Raw genomic sequence first — 12,575 nt, 5'->3', positions numbered from 1 at the left:
ATTGGATCTGAGCCGATGAACGATCGCTCTACCGGATTGATAACCATTGATGACGTTGCCCGGGATACCGGCCTGGGCAAGGACACCCTCAGAGTTTGGGAGCGTCGCTACGGCTTTCCCAACCCCGGTCGTACCGAGACGGGTGAACGCTGCTATTCAGCCGAACAACTCCAACGTCTTCGGCTGATCTGTCGCCTGATCAATCAGGGCAAACGACCCGGCGCGGTCGTACCGTTAACCACCCGGGAACTGCAAGCCCTGGCCCAGGAAGCCGGGCAAGCCTCACCCGAAGAGATCGACCCGCAGATCGACGCATTGGTGTCTCTGTTAAAAGCCGGCCAAACCACGGAATTTCGTCAACAGCTGGCGCTGCGTGTTAACCAACAGGGCCCCAAAGGCTTCATTCACCAGACCGCCGAACCGCTGCTGAAGTTGACCGGTTCAGCCTGGGCCGACGGTCAGATCCCGATCTATCTCGAGCACTACATCACCCAGCAGCTGACCACCTCGATCAATCTTGCCTTGAGCCAGGTTGAGGCCCCTGCGACAGGGCTGCGGATTCTGTTGACCACCCTACCCGGTGAGCCCCACGGCATGGGTATCATGATGGTCGAATTGTTAATGCGGCTTCAGGGCGTCGAGACCATCAACATCGGGTTGGAAACCCCGATCGACCAGCTTCGGGATGCCTGTGAACTACTCCAACCCCACGCGATCGCTCTCTCGTTCAGTGCCATCCAAAAGCGCCCACAAACCCTCAGTCTGTTGCAGGAGTTGGAACGCAGTATCCCGTCCTCCATCGAGATTCTGGCTGGCGGCCAGGGCATCACCAAACTACGGGCACTTCCCGGCCGTATTAAGGTCGTAAAACGGATGGAACACCTCAAGAAAACACTCAACCCTCTGATCAGGCAGCTGAGATGAATGTCATCAATCCCAGCAAATTAGCCCTGTCGAAATGGACCGCGGTAAACCCCAGCGATGGCGAAAAGCACTTTCAGGTGACCCGGGTTTACCCATCAGCGTTACAAAACCTGATCCAGATCGAGTTACAGGCAGTGACCAGCGGCCGCAAACAGCGCATGTTCTGGACCGAACTCAAAGACGACCTACAGTGGCAACCGGGTTGGCGTTAACCCTCAACCCTGTCGCGATCGTCCAAGCTGTCAGCGTTTAATCGCCGCAAAGGCGGCCAGCGCCTCAGCTCGGCTGGCTTTTAAATCGACAATCGGGCGGGGATAGTCGGCCCCCAGTGTTACCCCGGCCTGCTCCAGCACGATCGCCGGGGCCTCCCAAGGCCGATGCAGGTAGTTGTCGGGTAGCAGCGCCAACTCCGGGCAAAACCGCCGCACATAATGTCCGTCCGGATCAAACTTCTGCCCCTGGGTCACCGGATTGAAAATCCGGAAATAAGGCGCCGCATCGGCCCCGGATCCCGCCACCCACTGCCAACTGGCGCTGTTGTTGGCCAGATCCGCATCCACCAGCGTATCCCAGAACCACGCTTGTCCCCGCCGCCAATGCTGACGCAGGTTCTTGACCAGAAACGAGCCGACGATCATGCGTACCCGGTTGTGCATATACCCGGTCTGCCATAGCTCGCGCATGCCCGCATCCACCATCGGTATGCCGGTGCACCCCTGCTGCCAGGCCCGAAGTAACGGTGGATCATCGGACCAGTCGAACCGATCAAACGTGGGCTGGAAGTTTTGCTGCGGCAACTCGGGCCAGTGATACAGCAGGTAGTGACTGAACTCGCGCCATCCCAGCTCGGCTAAAAATCGATCCCGGTCCGATTCAGAGGCTGTCGGCAATTGAGCATGGCTGACCACATACCAGGCCTGATTCGGTGACAGCTCCCCAAAATGCAGGTGCGGCGATAATCGCGAAGTCGTATTCAAAGCCGGATAGTCACGGCCCTGCTGGTAACCGGCCAGATGCCGCTCGACAAAATGAGCCAACCGATCGCCGGCACCGGCTTCTCCCGGCTGCCAATGTTTTTCGAACTCCCGGTACCACCGCTGGCGGGGCAACAATCCGAGTTGCGGCAATGACAGCCCCGTCGGCACTGAGTGCAGGAACTGGATTGAGGGCGGTGCGGGAAGCGGATAGCGCGGTTCAGGCTGTTTCAGACAGCCGTGGCGAAAAAAGGGCGTATAAACCCGGTAGGGGCTGCCATCGGCTTTCACCACCTGCGCCGGCTCCCATAACAGCGAAGCATTGAAGGTCTGTACCTGAACGCCCCGCTGCTCCAGCAGTTGCTGCAACCGCTGGTCACGCTGCATCGGTGCCGGTTGATAATCCCGGTTCCAGAAAATCTGCTTGATACCTGTCTGTCGTAACAGTTGGGGGATCAGTTCCAAGGCCTCACCCTGAAACAGTCGTAAGTTCCCTCCCAACCGCTTACTGAGGGAATCCAGCGAGCGGTGAAGCCACCAGCGACTGGCGGCGCCGGGAAGCCAATCGTCCTGCTGCGCCGACGGCAAGATATAGATCGGAAAGATCCGTCCCTGTTTCGCCGCCTGGTAGAGCGCCGGATTGTCATTGAGACGCAGATCCTGCCGGAACCAGACCAGCACCGCCTCCTGATCCATGTTTTCTTTGACCACTTAGAAATTCCTAACCCGTTCCGGAAACCAAAACCCTAATAGCACAGCGACCAGAATAGCCAAACAAATAGATATTGTCTTGGACAAAGATAGATAAATTAAAATTTATGCAAGAAAAAATGATCTATTGTTAAACGTAAAACGTATCGCTAAGTAAACGACCACCAAGGAGGAATAAAGATGTCTGCTCACTCAGAAACTCAACATGACGCTTTTGCCCGCTGCATCCCCTGCCATCAGGTCGATACGCTCGCCGCTTTCCACTGGCTCAAACTCGCTTGGAATGACCTGAAAGCCGCTCCGCTGGTCAGTCTGATCTACGGACTGGTATTCAGTCTGATCCCGGCAAGTATCCTGTACATGACGATCAACTCCGGTTCACACCTGGTCATTCTGCCGGCCATCGTCGCCTTCGCTTTGGCCGGACCGGTGTTCGCCGTGGGTCTGTACGATGTCGCCTGGCAACTGGAGAAGGGCCAACGCCCCACCCTGCTGCATAGTTTGCGCTCAATGTTTCGCAACCCGGTGGGCGAGTGGGGTTTTGCCATCGTGCTGACACTGGTGATGATCGCCTGGATGCGGTTGGCCACCCTGCTTCATGCGCTCTATCCCACCCTGGGGCAGCCCAGTTTGCTTGATATGGCCCCCTTCCTGGCATTCGGCAGCCTGGTCGGGTTGGTGTTGATGGTGGCGGTTTTTACCCTGTCCGCCTTTACCCCTCAGATCTGTCTGGAACGCAAAGTCGACCTGATGACCGCGATTGTCTCTTCGTTCCACGCCGTTCGCATCAACCTACCCGCCATGCAGGTTTGGGCGCTCACGATTCTGGCCCTGATCACCCTGGGGTTCGCTACCTCGGCACTGGGCTTCATCCTGATCATGCCGTTGCTGAGCTTCGCCAGTTGGCACGCCTATATCGCCGTGATCAAGACACGTACCCAACGTCACTACGAGTAACCGATTAAAACTGTAAATCACCACTGCCCGGAGTAAACCCAATCAGGAGTCCCCATGGCCACCAACAACGCCATTATCAACATCACCAACTTACGCTTGAGGACCTATATCGGGTTCAACGATGAAGAGAAGCGTAAACAGCAGGACATCATCGTCAACGCGGAAATCCACTATCCCGCTTCCCAACTGTGTCTGTCCGACAAGGTTGAAAGTGCCTTGAACTACAAAACCCTGACCAAACGCATGATCGCCCATATCGAGCAGGGACGTTTCCTGCTGCTGGAAAAACTGGTTGCCGACACCCTGGCCATCTGCTGCGACCACCCCTGGGTCAGTTATGCCCGAGTAAGCATCGATAAACCCCATGCGTTGCGCTTTGCCGACTCGGTCTCGCTGACGCTGGAGCAACAGCAGCCGACCCGCCACCCCAATCCGCCAGAACAGGAGTCTTATCATGTCACCTGAAGCCGAGTGCGTCCGCGACGCCCTGATCGAGCACCACCTGGAAACCCCGCTGGTGGAAACGCCTTACACCAGCGAGCAGAAGTATGAGCGAATCCGTGGCCTGCTGACCGAGGTGGTCGCCACTTTGGGGCTGGATCTGGACGATGACAGCCTGTGCGAAACCCCGCACCGTATCGCCAAGATGTACGTCCACGAAATATTCTCAGGGCTCGATTACGACAACTTCCCCCGGATCGCGGTAATCGAGAATAAGATGGGGGTGGATGAGATGGTCAAGGTCAAAGGAATTGATCTGACCAGTACCTGCGAGCATCACTTTATCACCATCGATGGTTCGGCCCGGGTCGCCTATATCCCGGCCCAGAAAATCATCGGTCTGTCGAAGATCAACCGTATCGTTCGCTTCTTCGCCAAACGTCCCCAGGTACAGGAGCGGCTGACCCAGCAAGTGCTGGTGGCCCTCCAAACCCTGCTGGAAACCGACAATGTCGCCGTGTCGATAGAGGCCACCCACTACTGTGTCAAAGCCCGCGGGGTCAAGGATGTGAACTCCTCCACCTCCACCACTGCCCTGGGCGGCATCTTCAAGACCAATCACCACACCCGGGCCGAGTTTCTCAGCTAAACCCGGCGGGAGAATGCCATGCAAACACTACCGCTTCGCGGTCAGGTCCAGACATACAGCTGGCTGGGGGTGCTGCCTTTTATCCTGTTAGGTGCCCTGCTACCGATCTGGCCCGTCTCGATCCAAAACCAGGCCCTTGAATCCTTCAGCGCTTACGGTGCGGTGATCCTGGCCTTTATGGCCGGTGCCATCTGGTTACCCGCCATCACGGGTGAAGAGCTGCAGCGATCGGTCAGCACCAGCATGGCGATCCTGTTGTCACTGTTGGCGTTCCTGGTGATGTTGTTGCCGATCGAGCTGGACTTGGTCTCAGCGGCAGCGGCTTTTTGCTGTTGCTGGTCACCGAAGTCAGGCTGCGCTGGAGGCTGCGCTACCCCCACTGGTACTGGTCGATGCGGATCATGCTGACGGCCACGGTGAGACTTTGCCACCTGCTGGCTGGGTTGTGGGTATGGCGATAACCGCTCTGGTCAACGGCGCCAACGGCGGTATCGGTCTGGCGTTGACGCAACACTGGCTGGCCCAAGGCCGACAGGTGGTCGCCATCAGCCATCACCGCTCATCCGCACTGGATCAGTTGGACCGACAGCACCAGGGTTTAGTGCGCTATAGAACCGCCGACCAAGGGCGGTATCAAGGACTGGCGCAGTGGCTGACCGAGCAGCAGCTCAAACCCAGCCTAGTGGTGTCCTGCTGCGGCTTGCTGCACCAGGACTCCCACTCACCGGAGAAGCAGCTGCGTCAGCTGTCGGAGACATTCCTATTCGACAATATCCGCGCCAATTGCCACAGCGCGATCGCCTTGGCCCAGGAGCTGGAGCAGCTCTACCAACGCAAAGACACCTTCCGATTGGGGGTGTTGTCGGCCAAAGTCGGCTCGATCGGTGACAACCGTCTCGGGGGCTGGTACAGCTATCGGATCAGTAAGGCGGCGTTGAACATGTTCATCCGTACCCTGTCGATCGAGTGGCGCCGCAGTTTCCCCAATGCCAGCGTCGTGGCCATTCATCCCGGCACAACCGACACGCGACTTTCCCAGCCGTTCCAACGCAACATACCGGCCGACAAGCTCTATTCCACCCGATTAACGGCCGAGCGCATTGGAGAATTGATCGATAACGTCGATCCGGACAACAGCGGGGCGTTTTTCGGTTGGGACGGAGAACGGCTGCCCTGGTGAATCAAGAACAGGAGTAAAGAATAGCAACGGAGGGCAGATCTAGGATCGAGCAGAGCCCTCCCTCAAGCAGTGGGAACAGGCTCGGCTTCGACAACAGGTCGCGAACATCACCAGGCGGCTGAGTCCGCGACTATAAGGAGCGATTAAGCGGGGCGGGATTCCAGGCAGCGGGCGTAGACCGCACCAACACGGCAGCCGTAAACACCAACCTCGCCTTTCCAACGCATCCAGGTAATGAAATCTTCCACCGCCAGCAGGGCTTTGCTCAGCATGGACGGTTCGTCGGCCTGGGCCTGATCGTAGGCGCCCATGGCCTGCAGTTCAGCCTCGATACGACGGTCATCGTTAGCAATACCGGTATAAACATTGGTGTTCATTGATCAGCTCCGAATGCTTAAAAATTAGACTTAAGCATCATACACCCATCTTTGCAGCGCACAATCCGGATGTTCAAAAAATCAGCAAATTTTGCCTGTTCAAATCTTGATCGGCGTCAAATTAGCGCCAGATTTACCCAACCCGCAGTTTTATCTCCAACCATCGTTGTCAGAAAACTGCTCGATCAACCACTCCACAACCCGACGGTTTTTGCCCAGCTGTGCCTTGTGGGCCGGCACAGTCAGGTAGTAGCCGTAACCACTGCGAAAACTGCTCTCCAACGGGTTCACCACATCACCCCGATAGAGCGCGGCGGCAGCCATAAAATCCGGTACCAAGCCGAATCCCATTCCATGCAGTACCGCTTCCAGGGTCATATAAAAATGCTGGAATCCGGCGCCAAACTGAAACCCGGCCGGAGAATGCGACGCCGACTCATCGAACTGTGCGGCCAAAAAAGCGCTCCAAAGTTGCGGCCGGGTCAGATGAGGAATCAGGGTCTGGGCTGACAACGAATCCATGGTGTCCAATGGAGCTTGCCGTTGTTGCTGGGCATTGGCGATCAACAGCAATCGCTCCTCAGCGATCAGGCGGGCTTCGGCGTAGTTACCCAGCGGCAGACAGCGGATCGCGATATCCGCATTCAGGGTCTGGGCGCGGATATTGCCGTCACCAACCTGAATATCCAGATGGATATCACCATGACGGGCGTTGAAATCGGCCAGCCGGGGTATCAGCCAGAGTGAGCTCAGCGACGGCGAGATATCCAACGACACCACCTTGCTGATATTGCCGGCCTGACTCAACTGAGCGGTGCTGGCCTGCAGGATATCAAGAGCCTGACAGACCGGCGGATAGTACAGTTCGCCGGCGGCAGTCAGCTGAATCCCGGTCGGTAAGCGTTCAAACAGGCTTTGATCCAGATAATGTTCGAGCTGTTGCACCTGCTTGCTGACCGCGCCCTGGGTCAGAAACAGCTCTTCGGCCGCACGGGAGAAGCTTAAACAGCGGGCCGATGCCTCAAACGCTTTCAAGGCAGCCATTGAGGGTAGATTTCGTTGCATGGCTGTTCCCCCGAACCCGACCAGATATTCCATTTGGTAATACCTGCTCAGAATAACTCGTTTGTCGTCACGATTAAACGGGCGTCTAATTCGCCCAAATCACGCGGATCTCAACCCCAACGACTCACTGACACAACGAGACTAAAAATGAGCCAGGTATTCCACCGCCACTGCCATACTCCACTTCGCACCGCCGTTCGCGGCGAAGGGGTTTACCTCTTTGACCAGCACAACAATGCCTATCTGGATGCCTGCGGCGGTGCCGCGGTCTCCTGCCTGGGTCACAACCACCCCGGCGTTCGTCAGGCGATCAACACCCAGGTCGAGCAACTGGCGTACGCCCACAGCGGTTTCTTCACCTCCGAAGCCTGCGAGCAACTGGCCGAGCAGCTGGCCGCCAAGGCACCGGGTGATCTGAACCACGTCTATCTGGTCAGTGGCGGCTCCGAAGCGGTGGAGTCGGCGCTGAAACTGGCACGACAGTACTTTGTCGAGATCGATCAGCCACAACGGGTTCACTTTATCTCCCGTCGCCAGAGCTACCACGGCAACACCCTGGGTGCACTGGGCGTGGGCGGCAATCTGTGGCGTCGAGCCCCGTTCGACCCGATCCTGACCAGCGCCGAGCATATCGCCGCTTGCTACGCCTACCGTGATAAACATGCGGGGGAAACCGACTACCAGTACGGTCAGCGGGTTGCCAACGAGTTGGAGCAGAAACTGCTTGAGCTGGGACCGGAAAACGTCGCCGCCTTTATCGCCGAGCCGGTGGTCGGCGCCACCGCCGGCGCGGTTCCCGCTGTCGAGGGCTACTTCAAGCGGATCCGTGAGATCTGCGACCAGTACGGAGTATTGCTGATTCTCGATGAAGTGATGTGCGGAATCGGTCGAACCGGCACCCTTTTTGCCCAGGAGCAGGAACAGATCCAGGCCGACATCGTTACCGTGGCCAAAGGGCTGGGCGCCGGTTATCAGCCGATCGGCGCAATGATCGCCAGTTCTCGGATCTACCGGGCGGTCGCCGACGGCAGCGGCTTTTTCCAGCACGGCCACACCTACATGGGCCATGCCACCGCCTCGGCGGCTGCGCTGGCAGTGTTGCAGGCCATTGATCAGGACCAATTGCTGGAACGGGTCCGCCGTCAAGGACAAGGCCTGGCCGAACGGCTCAATCAACGCTTTGAAAACCACCCCCGTGTCGGCGACATCCGCGGTCGCGGGCTCTTTATGGCACTGGAACTGGTACAGGATCGGGACGGCCAACAACCCTTCGATCCCAGCACCGCCCTGGCGGCCCGGATCAAGCAGACCGCGATGGACAACGGCCTGATGTGCTACCCGATGGGCGGCACCATCGACGGCGAACAAGGTCATCACGTGCTGCTGGCCCCGCCCTACATCATCGGTGACAATCAGCTGGACGAACTGGTCGATAAACTGTCGCTGAGCCTGAATCAGGTATTCCACACTCTGGCCAAGGAGACCTCATAATGAGCAACCCCTGTCTGATCATCGTTGCCCCCAACGGCGCCCGCCGAAGCAAAGCCGATCATCCGGCGCTGCCGATCAGCCCGGCCGAGATGGTCGATGAAGTTGCCGCCTGTGTCGAAGCCGGCGCGGCGATGGTGCACCTGCATGCCCGCGATGCCGAAGGTCGCCACAGTCTGGAGATCGACGACAACGCCGCGATGCTCAAGCAGGTCAACGATGAGCTGGGTGATCAGGTAATCGTGCAGCTGACCACCGAAGCGGTCGGGATCTACCAACCGCCGCAACAGATGGAGCTGATCCGCGAGCTGCAGCCCGAAGCCGCCTCCTTCGCCCTGCGTGAGCTGATTCCCGGTGACAGCTGGCTTGAGCAGGCCGCCGACTTCTTCGGTTGGGTCCGCGACCGCGGCATTCTGGCCCAATACATTCTCTACAGCGCCGACGACCTGGCTCGCTATTACCGCCTGCTCGATCAGGGCGTATTACCCGGCGACCATCACCACCTGCTGTTCGTGCTCGGACGCTACAGTCAGGGTCAGCAGTCCAATCCGCAGGAGCTGTTGCCGTTCCTGCAACAGCTCGAACAACGACAAATCCCGACGGTTTCCTGGGCGCTGTGCGCCTTCGGCCAACGCGAGCAGCAGTGCCTGGCGGCCGCCTGCAGCTTCGATGGCGATGCCCGGGTCGGGTTCGAGAACAACCTGCTGCGCAGCGACGGTAGCCAGGCCAACAACAACGCCGAGCAGGTGGCGCAGTTAAGACACAACGTGCTCGGCATGGGACGGGAGCTGCACAACGCCGCCTCTGTACGTCGGTGCTACAAATCCTCCTAAATCGACACTCTACGGTGCTATACAACTTGGCTTTTATCTTCACTGTCGGACCGGGCAGCGCCGTTATCGCCAACCCGGCAGCCCAGCTCGGTGCCGGGTTGGCTGACATCAGGTAGCGATTAGCTTGGTGGAGATGGACCCGGTTTTTGCGATACCGTGATGGCAAACTAGTTACCCGCCACAAAACACGAACGCACTACACTGACAGAGGAGCAACGAAATTACGTAATCAGATTCCGGGAGTTACGGCGTGGTTATACAGCGTTTTTTGCTTTCGCTAATCCTACTGATCGGGCCAATCAGCACACAGGCCGAAATGATCATGGTCTATACCCATAGCGCGGAACAAGCCACCGAAATCGACTCGGACGGCGAGATGAGAGGGCTGCCACACGCAGGGCGACGCGCCTTTCTGGTCGAGCTGGTTCGCCAGCTGATGCTAGGGATCGGTCAAGCCCCCAAGATTCAGCCGATTCCCCTAGAGAGGGGCATCCGAACCCTGAGAAACCAACAGCGTAGCGCGTTGTTTAATTTGAGCCGAACCCCGCAACGCGAACCTCATTTCAAGTGGGTTGGCCCGCTGCTATCGAACACCGTGGCGTTTTACCAAAATGTCACCTCGCCCACCGGCATCCGCCGTCTGGAAGATGCTCGCCACGTTGATGCGATCTGCATTTATCGTGGCAACGCCCATGCCCAATATCTACGCGCCAACGGCTTTGACAATCTGATCGCCGCCGACTCCTACGAGAGCTGTTGGGAGATGCTCAAACTCAAACGGGTATCGCTAACCACGCTGGGGGATGACCTGGAACCGCAGATGCGCCTGCAGACCCAAACCGGAGCAGATTCGATCGCCAATACCAAAGTCCCTCTTTATGCCACCGACGGCTATCTGGCTTTTTCAACCGATACCTCAGACAGCCTGATCGCGCTGTGGCAGACCAAACTGGATCAGATCAAAGCGACAGGACGGTATGATCAACTGCTCGTACGCTACTACCAGCTAGCAACACCGACGGGCAGCAGATTAGAGTAACCGCTCAGCTGTTGCCGGCAATTTTTCTAGTTGTGATACAGCCCATGTTTCTGGAATGATTTGTTGAATTGCTCACATTCCAACATATCCTTTACTCTACCAACCGCCCCCCTACATCCGCTTCAGCATTTAAAGTGAACAAGCAGAGTCGGGGCGATCTAGAACAGCTCAGGCTGACCCGAAGTTGCATGACAGTAACGGTGTGGCGATCAAAAAAAACTCTATCTGGAGCCACAATCAAAGCTAACTGAATCGCCACCAGTCGATGACGAGCCAGCTCAAGCGGTGTGTTTAGGTTCTCACTTTTGAGTGAAAGCCATACGCTCGGAGAGCGTTGTAAAATCGCGGCCAGCGCCACCACCGGAGCTCCCTTGTGATAAGCGGCAACCAGGCCTGAATTTCCAACGCCATAATGAGCGTTTCCTTCAACTACCGCTTCCAATGGGGTAGGACGGTTTGGGCCAGCTGCACGTATTTCTACGGATAGGCCTTCGTCAGCGTAATAGCCTTTTTCTAGAGCAGCGTAATACCCGGCAAACTGAAACTGGTGGACCCAGCGTAATTGAAGCGTAACCTGATCTGACGCCTGTACGGCTCCCATATGAGCTACGACAATCACACCAGCAAGGAATAGTCGGGAGAGTCGTCTGAGAAGCTTCGGAATGCCAGATGCCATAATTGATACTCACAACGACTGCCATCGAGAGAGGCCTGTACAGTTGAAGGCGTTATCAATGAACTTCGCTAATGCATCAATTGATTCTTCACAATCTAGCCCATGCTTTTATTTTTAAAAAGCCATAAATCATCAACAAACAGGAACGCCAAGCGTCATTTCGAGCCTTGTCACAAAGGGCCGTGTATAATCGGCTCTCATTCCCACTGAACGCTGTACCCCATGATTCAAACCTGTTCTCCTGCCGCTTCACCCATAGAACTTTCTCGCCGCTTCTGCGTCGCCCCGATGCTGGATTGGACCGACCGCCACTGTCGCTACTTCCATCGTTTGCTGAGCCAGCATGCGCTGCTGTACACCGAGATGGTCACCACCGGTGCGATCCTGCACGGCGGAGCCGAGCGCTTCCTGCTGTTCAACGAAGCCGAGCATCCACTAGCGTTGCAACTTGGGGGAAGCGACCCGCAGGCATTGGCCGAGTGTGCGCGATTGGCGGAGCAATGGGGATACGATGAGATCAATCTGAACGTCGGTTGCCCCAGCGACCGGGTTCAGAACGGTATGTTCGGCGCCTGCTTGATGGCGCAACCGGAGCTGGTGGCCAAATGCGTCAGCGCGATGAAGGCGGTGACTTCGGTTCCGGTTACCATCAAACACCGAATCGGCATCGATGATCAGGACAGTTACGAGTTCCTGCGCCGCTTTATCGAGCCGGTGGCCGAGGCCGGCTGCAGTACCTTTATCGTCCATGCCCGCAAAGCGATCCTGAAGGGCCTGAGCCCGAAGCAGAACCGCGAGATTCCGCCGCTGGATTACGAGCGGGTCTATACCTTGAAGCAGGATTACTCCGAGCTTGAGATCATCATCAACGGCGGCATCAAGACCCTGGAAGAGTGCCAACAACACCTGCAACACCTCGACGGTGTGATGGTGGGTCGTGAGGCCTATCAGAACCCGCTGATGCTGGCCGAGGTTGACCAAGCCCTGTTTGGCGGCGATGCTGTGGAACTGGACGCCATGCTGCTTGAGTTGTGTGATTATTGCGAGCAGCAATTGGCCAGCGGTGCGCAACTGGGCTGGATTGCCCGCCACCTGCTGGGGCTTTATCAGGGTCAGCCGGGAGCACGACGCTTCCGCCGTTATGTCAGCGAAAATGCGTTTAAACCGGGCGCCGATGTCGGCGTTCTGAAACAGGCCCTGGCGCTGGTCAAACCCGACCTGTTTGCCGCCTGAAGCCTTAAAGATCACCTGGAGGCCGCCG

General features: G+C 57.4%; 15 protein-coding genes. 11 read left to right on the top strand and 4 right to left on the bottom strand.

Annotated elements, in window-relative coordinates:
* Window positions 1-15: 15 nt before the first annotated feature.
* Both ACO05M_RS08390 and ACO05M_RS08385 read left to right on the top strand, forming a co-directional pair.
* Entirely contained in the window at window positions 16-924 is a 909-nt protein-coding gene (locus ACO05M_RS08390) for a MerR family transcriptional regulator (RefSeq protein WP_421870155.1), read from the top strand.
* Window positions 921-1,136 (top strand): TIGR02450 family Trp-rich protein, encoded by a 216-nt coding sequence (locus ACO05M_RS08385; RefSeq protein WP_421870153.1) that lies wholly within the window; start codon window positions 921-923, stop codon window positions 1,134-1,136. The genes ACO05M_RS08390 and ACO05M_RS08385 overlap by 4 nt, the downstream gene beginning before the upstream one ends.
* A gap of 30 nt (window positions 1,137-1,166) precedes the next feature.
* Here ACO05M_RS08385 and ACO05M_RS08380 read toward each other — a convergent pair whose 3' ends face one another.
* Complete coding sequence (locus tag ACO05M_RS08380; protein WP_421870149.1) at window positions 1,167-2,609, bottom strand: cryptochrome/photolyase family protein; 1,443 nt, start codon at window positions 2,607-2,609, stop codon at window positions 1,167-1,169.
* Between the two features lie 180 nt (window positions 2,610-2,789).
* Here ACO05M_RS08380 and ACO05M_RS08375 point away from each other — a divergent pair, with 180 nt between their 5' ends.
* From ACO05M_RS08375 to ACO05M_RS08355, 5 genes are read left to right on the top strand one after another with little or no spacing between them, the layout of a single operon-like run.
* A complete protein-coding gene (locus tag ACO05M_RS08375) occupies window positions 2,790-3,566 on the top strand; it encodes a DUF2189 domain-containing protein (RefSeq protein ID WP_421870146.1) in 777 nt (258 codons plus the stop codon).
* Between the two features lie 54 nt (window positions 3,567-3,620).
* Window positions 3,621-4,031, top strand: coding sequence for a dihydroneopterin triphosphate 2'-epimerase (folX, locus tag ACO05M_RS08370; protein WP_421870144.1), 411 nt, complete (start codon window positions 3,621-3,623; stop codon window positions 4,029-4,031).
* On the top strand, window positions 4,021-4,656 hold the full coding sequence (folE, locus tag ACO05M_RS08365) for a GTP cyclohydrolase I FolE (protein WP_421870142.1): 636 nt from the start codon (window positions 4,021-4,023) through the stop codon (window positions 4,654-4,656). The genes folX and folE overlap by 11 nt, the downstream gene beginning before the upstream one ends.
* A gap of 18 nt (window positions 4,657-4,674) precedes the next feature.
* On the top strand, window positions 4,675-5,064 hold the full coding sequence (locus tag ACO05M_RS08360) for a DUF3429 domain-containing protein (protein ID WP_421870139.1): 390 nt from the start codon (window positions 4,675-4,677) through the stop codon (window positions 5,062-5,064).
* 43 nt (window positions 5,065-5,107) lie between these two features.
* On the top strand, window positions 5,108-5,836 hold the full coding sequence (locus tag ACO05M_RS08355; protein WP_421870137.1) for an SDR family NAD(P)-dependent oxidoreductase: 729 nt from the start codon (window positions 5,108-5,110) through the stop codon (window positions 5,834-5,836).
* Window positions 5,837-5,979: 143 nt separating this feature from the next.
* Here the strand turns inward: ACO05M_RS08355 and ACO05M_RS08350 are convergent, their stop codons facing one another.
* Together ACO05M_RS08350 and ACO05M_RS08345 are read right to left on the bottom strand one after the other, a co-directional pair.
* Window positions 5,980-6,213, bottom strand: coding sequence for a hypothetical protein (locus tag ACO05M_RS08350; protein ID WP_114695864.1), 234 nt, complete (start codon window positions 6,211-6,213; stop codon window positions 5,980-5,982).
* Between the two features lie 150 nt (window positions 6,214-6,363).
* Entirely contained in the window at window positions 6,364-7,278 is a 915-nt protein-coding gene (locus ACO05M_RS08345; RefSeq protein ID WP_421870135.1) for a LysR substrate-binding domain-containing protein, read from the bottom strand.
* 147 nt (window positions 7,279-7,425) lie between these two features.
* On the opposite strand from ACO05M_RS08345, the gene ACO05M_RS08340 reads away from it, so the two are divergent.
* The 3 genes from ACO05M_RS08340 (at window position 7,426) to ACO05M_RS08330 (ending at window position 10,638) form a co-directional block, all read left to right on the top strand.
* Window positions 7,426-8,769 carry an aspartate aminotransferase family protein gene (locus tag ACO05M_RS08340; RefSeq protein WP_421870132.1) on the top strand — a complete coding sequence of 448 codons (1,344 nt, stop codon included), beginning with the start codon at window positions 7,426-7,428 and terminating at the stop codon, window positions 8,767-8,769.
* Complete coding sequence (locus ACO05M_RS08335; protein ID WP_421870127.1) at window positions 8,769-9,599, top strand: 3-keto-5-aminohexanoate cleavage protein; 831 nt, start codon at window positions 8,769-8,771, stop codon at window positions 9,597-9,599. The genes ACO05M_RS08340 and ACO05M_RS08335 overlap by 1 nt, the downstream gene beginning before the upstream one ends.
* A 322-nt stretch (window positions 9,600-9,921) precedes the next feature.
* The gene (locus tag ACO05M_RS08330; protein ID WP_421870124.1) at window positions 9,922-10,638 is read left to right on the top strand and encodes a substrate-binding periplasmic protein; all 717 of its coding nucleotides are present in this window, start codon (window positions 9,922-9,924) and stop codon (window positions 10,636-10,638) included.
* A gap of 91 nt (window positions 10,639-10,729) precedes the next feature.
* Here the strand turns inward: ACO05M_RS08330 and ACO05M_RS08325 are convergent, their stop codons facing one another.
* The gene (locus ACO05M_RS08325; protein WP_421870121.1) at window positions 10,730-11,314 is read right to left on the bottom strand and encodes an ABC transporter substrate-binding protein; all 585 of its coding nucleotides are present in this window, start codon (window positions 11,312-11,314) and stop codon (window positions 10,730-10,732) included.
* Between the two features lie 222 nt (window positions 11,315-11,536).
* On the opposite strand from ACO05M_RS08325, the gene dusA reads away from it, so the two are divergent.
* Window positions 11,537-12,547, top strand: a complete 1,011-nt coding sequence (gene dusA, locus ACO05M_RS08320; protein WP_421870119.1) for a tRNA dihydrouridine(20/20a) synthase DusA — start codon at window positions 11,537-11,539, stop codon at window positions 12,545-12,547.
* Window positions 12,548-12,575 lie beyond the last annotated feature (28 nt).

The sequence above is a fragment of the Motiliproteus sp. genome (assembly GCF_965230735.1).
In the GTDB taxonomy this organism is placed as follows: domain Bacteria; phylum Pseudomonadota; class Gammaproteobacteria; order Pseudomonadales; family Balneatricaceae; genus Motiliproteus.
Note: the sequence above shows the minus strand (reverse complement) of the source record. Positions and strands in the feature narration are given on the sequence as shown.

What these genes read in the sequence shown, in the direction of transcription:
- ACO05M_RS08375 (WP_421870146.1), top strand. Translation starts at nt 2,790, where the DNA reads ATGTCTGCTCACTCAGAAACTCAACATGACGCTTTTGCCCGCTGCATC.
- ACO05M_RS08335 (WP_421870127.1), top strand. Translation starts at nt 8,769, where the DNA reads ATGAGCAACCCCTGTCTGATCATCGTTGCCCCCAACGGCGCCCGCCGA.
- dusA (WP_421870119.1), top strand. Translation starts at nt 11,537, where the DNA reads ATGATTCAAACCTGTTCTCCTGCCGCTTCACCCATAGAACTTTCTCGC.
- folX (WP_421870144.1), top strand. Translation starts at nt 3,621, where the DNA reads ATGGCCACCAACAACGCCATTATCAACATCACCAACTTACGCTTGAGG.
- ACO05M_RS08355 (WP_421870137.1), top strand. Translation starts at nt 5,108, where the DNA reads ATGGCGATAACCGCTCTGGTCAACGGCGCCAACGGCGGTATCGGTCTG.
- ACO05M_RS08325 (WP_421870121.1), bottom strand. Translation starts at nt 11,314, where the DNA reads ATGGCATCTGGCATTCCGAAGCTTCTCAGACGACTCTCCCGACTATTC.
- ACO05M_RS08360 (WP_421870139.1), top strand. Translation starts at nt 4,675, where the DNA reads ATGCAAACACTACCGCTTCGCGGTCAGGTCCAGACATACAGCTGGCTG.
- ACO05M_RS08330 (WP_421870124.1), top strand. Translation starts at nt 9,922, where the DNA reads ATGGTCTATACCCATAGCGCGGAACAAGCCACCGAAATCGACTCGGAC.
- ACO05M_RS08340 (WP_421870132.1), top strand. Translation starts at nt 7,426, where the DNA reads ATGAGCCAGGTATTCCACCGCCACTGCCATACTCCACTTCGCACCGCC.
- ACO05M_RS08350 (WP_114695864.1), bottom strand. Translation starts at nt 6,213, where the DNA reads ATGAACACCAATGTTTATACCGGTATTGCTAACGATGACCGTCGTATC.
- ACO05M_RS08345 (WP_421870135.1), bottom strand. Translation starts at nt 7,278, where the DNA reads ATGCAACGAAATCTACCCTCAATGGCTGCCTTGAAAGCGTTTGAGGCA.
- folE (WP_421870142.1), top strand. Translation starts at nt 4,021, where the DNA reads ATGTCACCTGAAGCCGAGTGCGTCCGCGACGCCCTGATCGAGCACCAC.
- ACO05M_RS08390 (WP_421870155.1), top strand. Translation starts at nt 16, where the DNA reads ATGAACGATCGCTCTACCGGATTGATAACCATTGATGACGTTGCCCGG.
- ACO05M_RS08385 (WP_421870153.1), top strand. Translation starts at nt 921, where the DNA reads ATGAATGTCATCAATCCCAGCAAATTAGCCCTGTCGAAATGGACCGCG.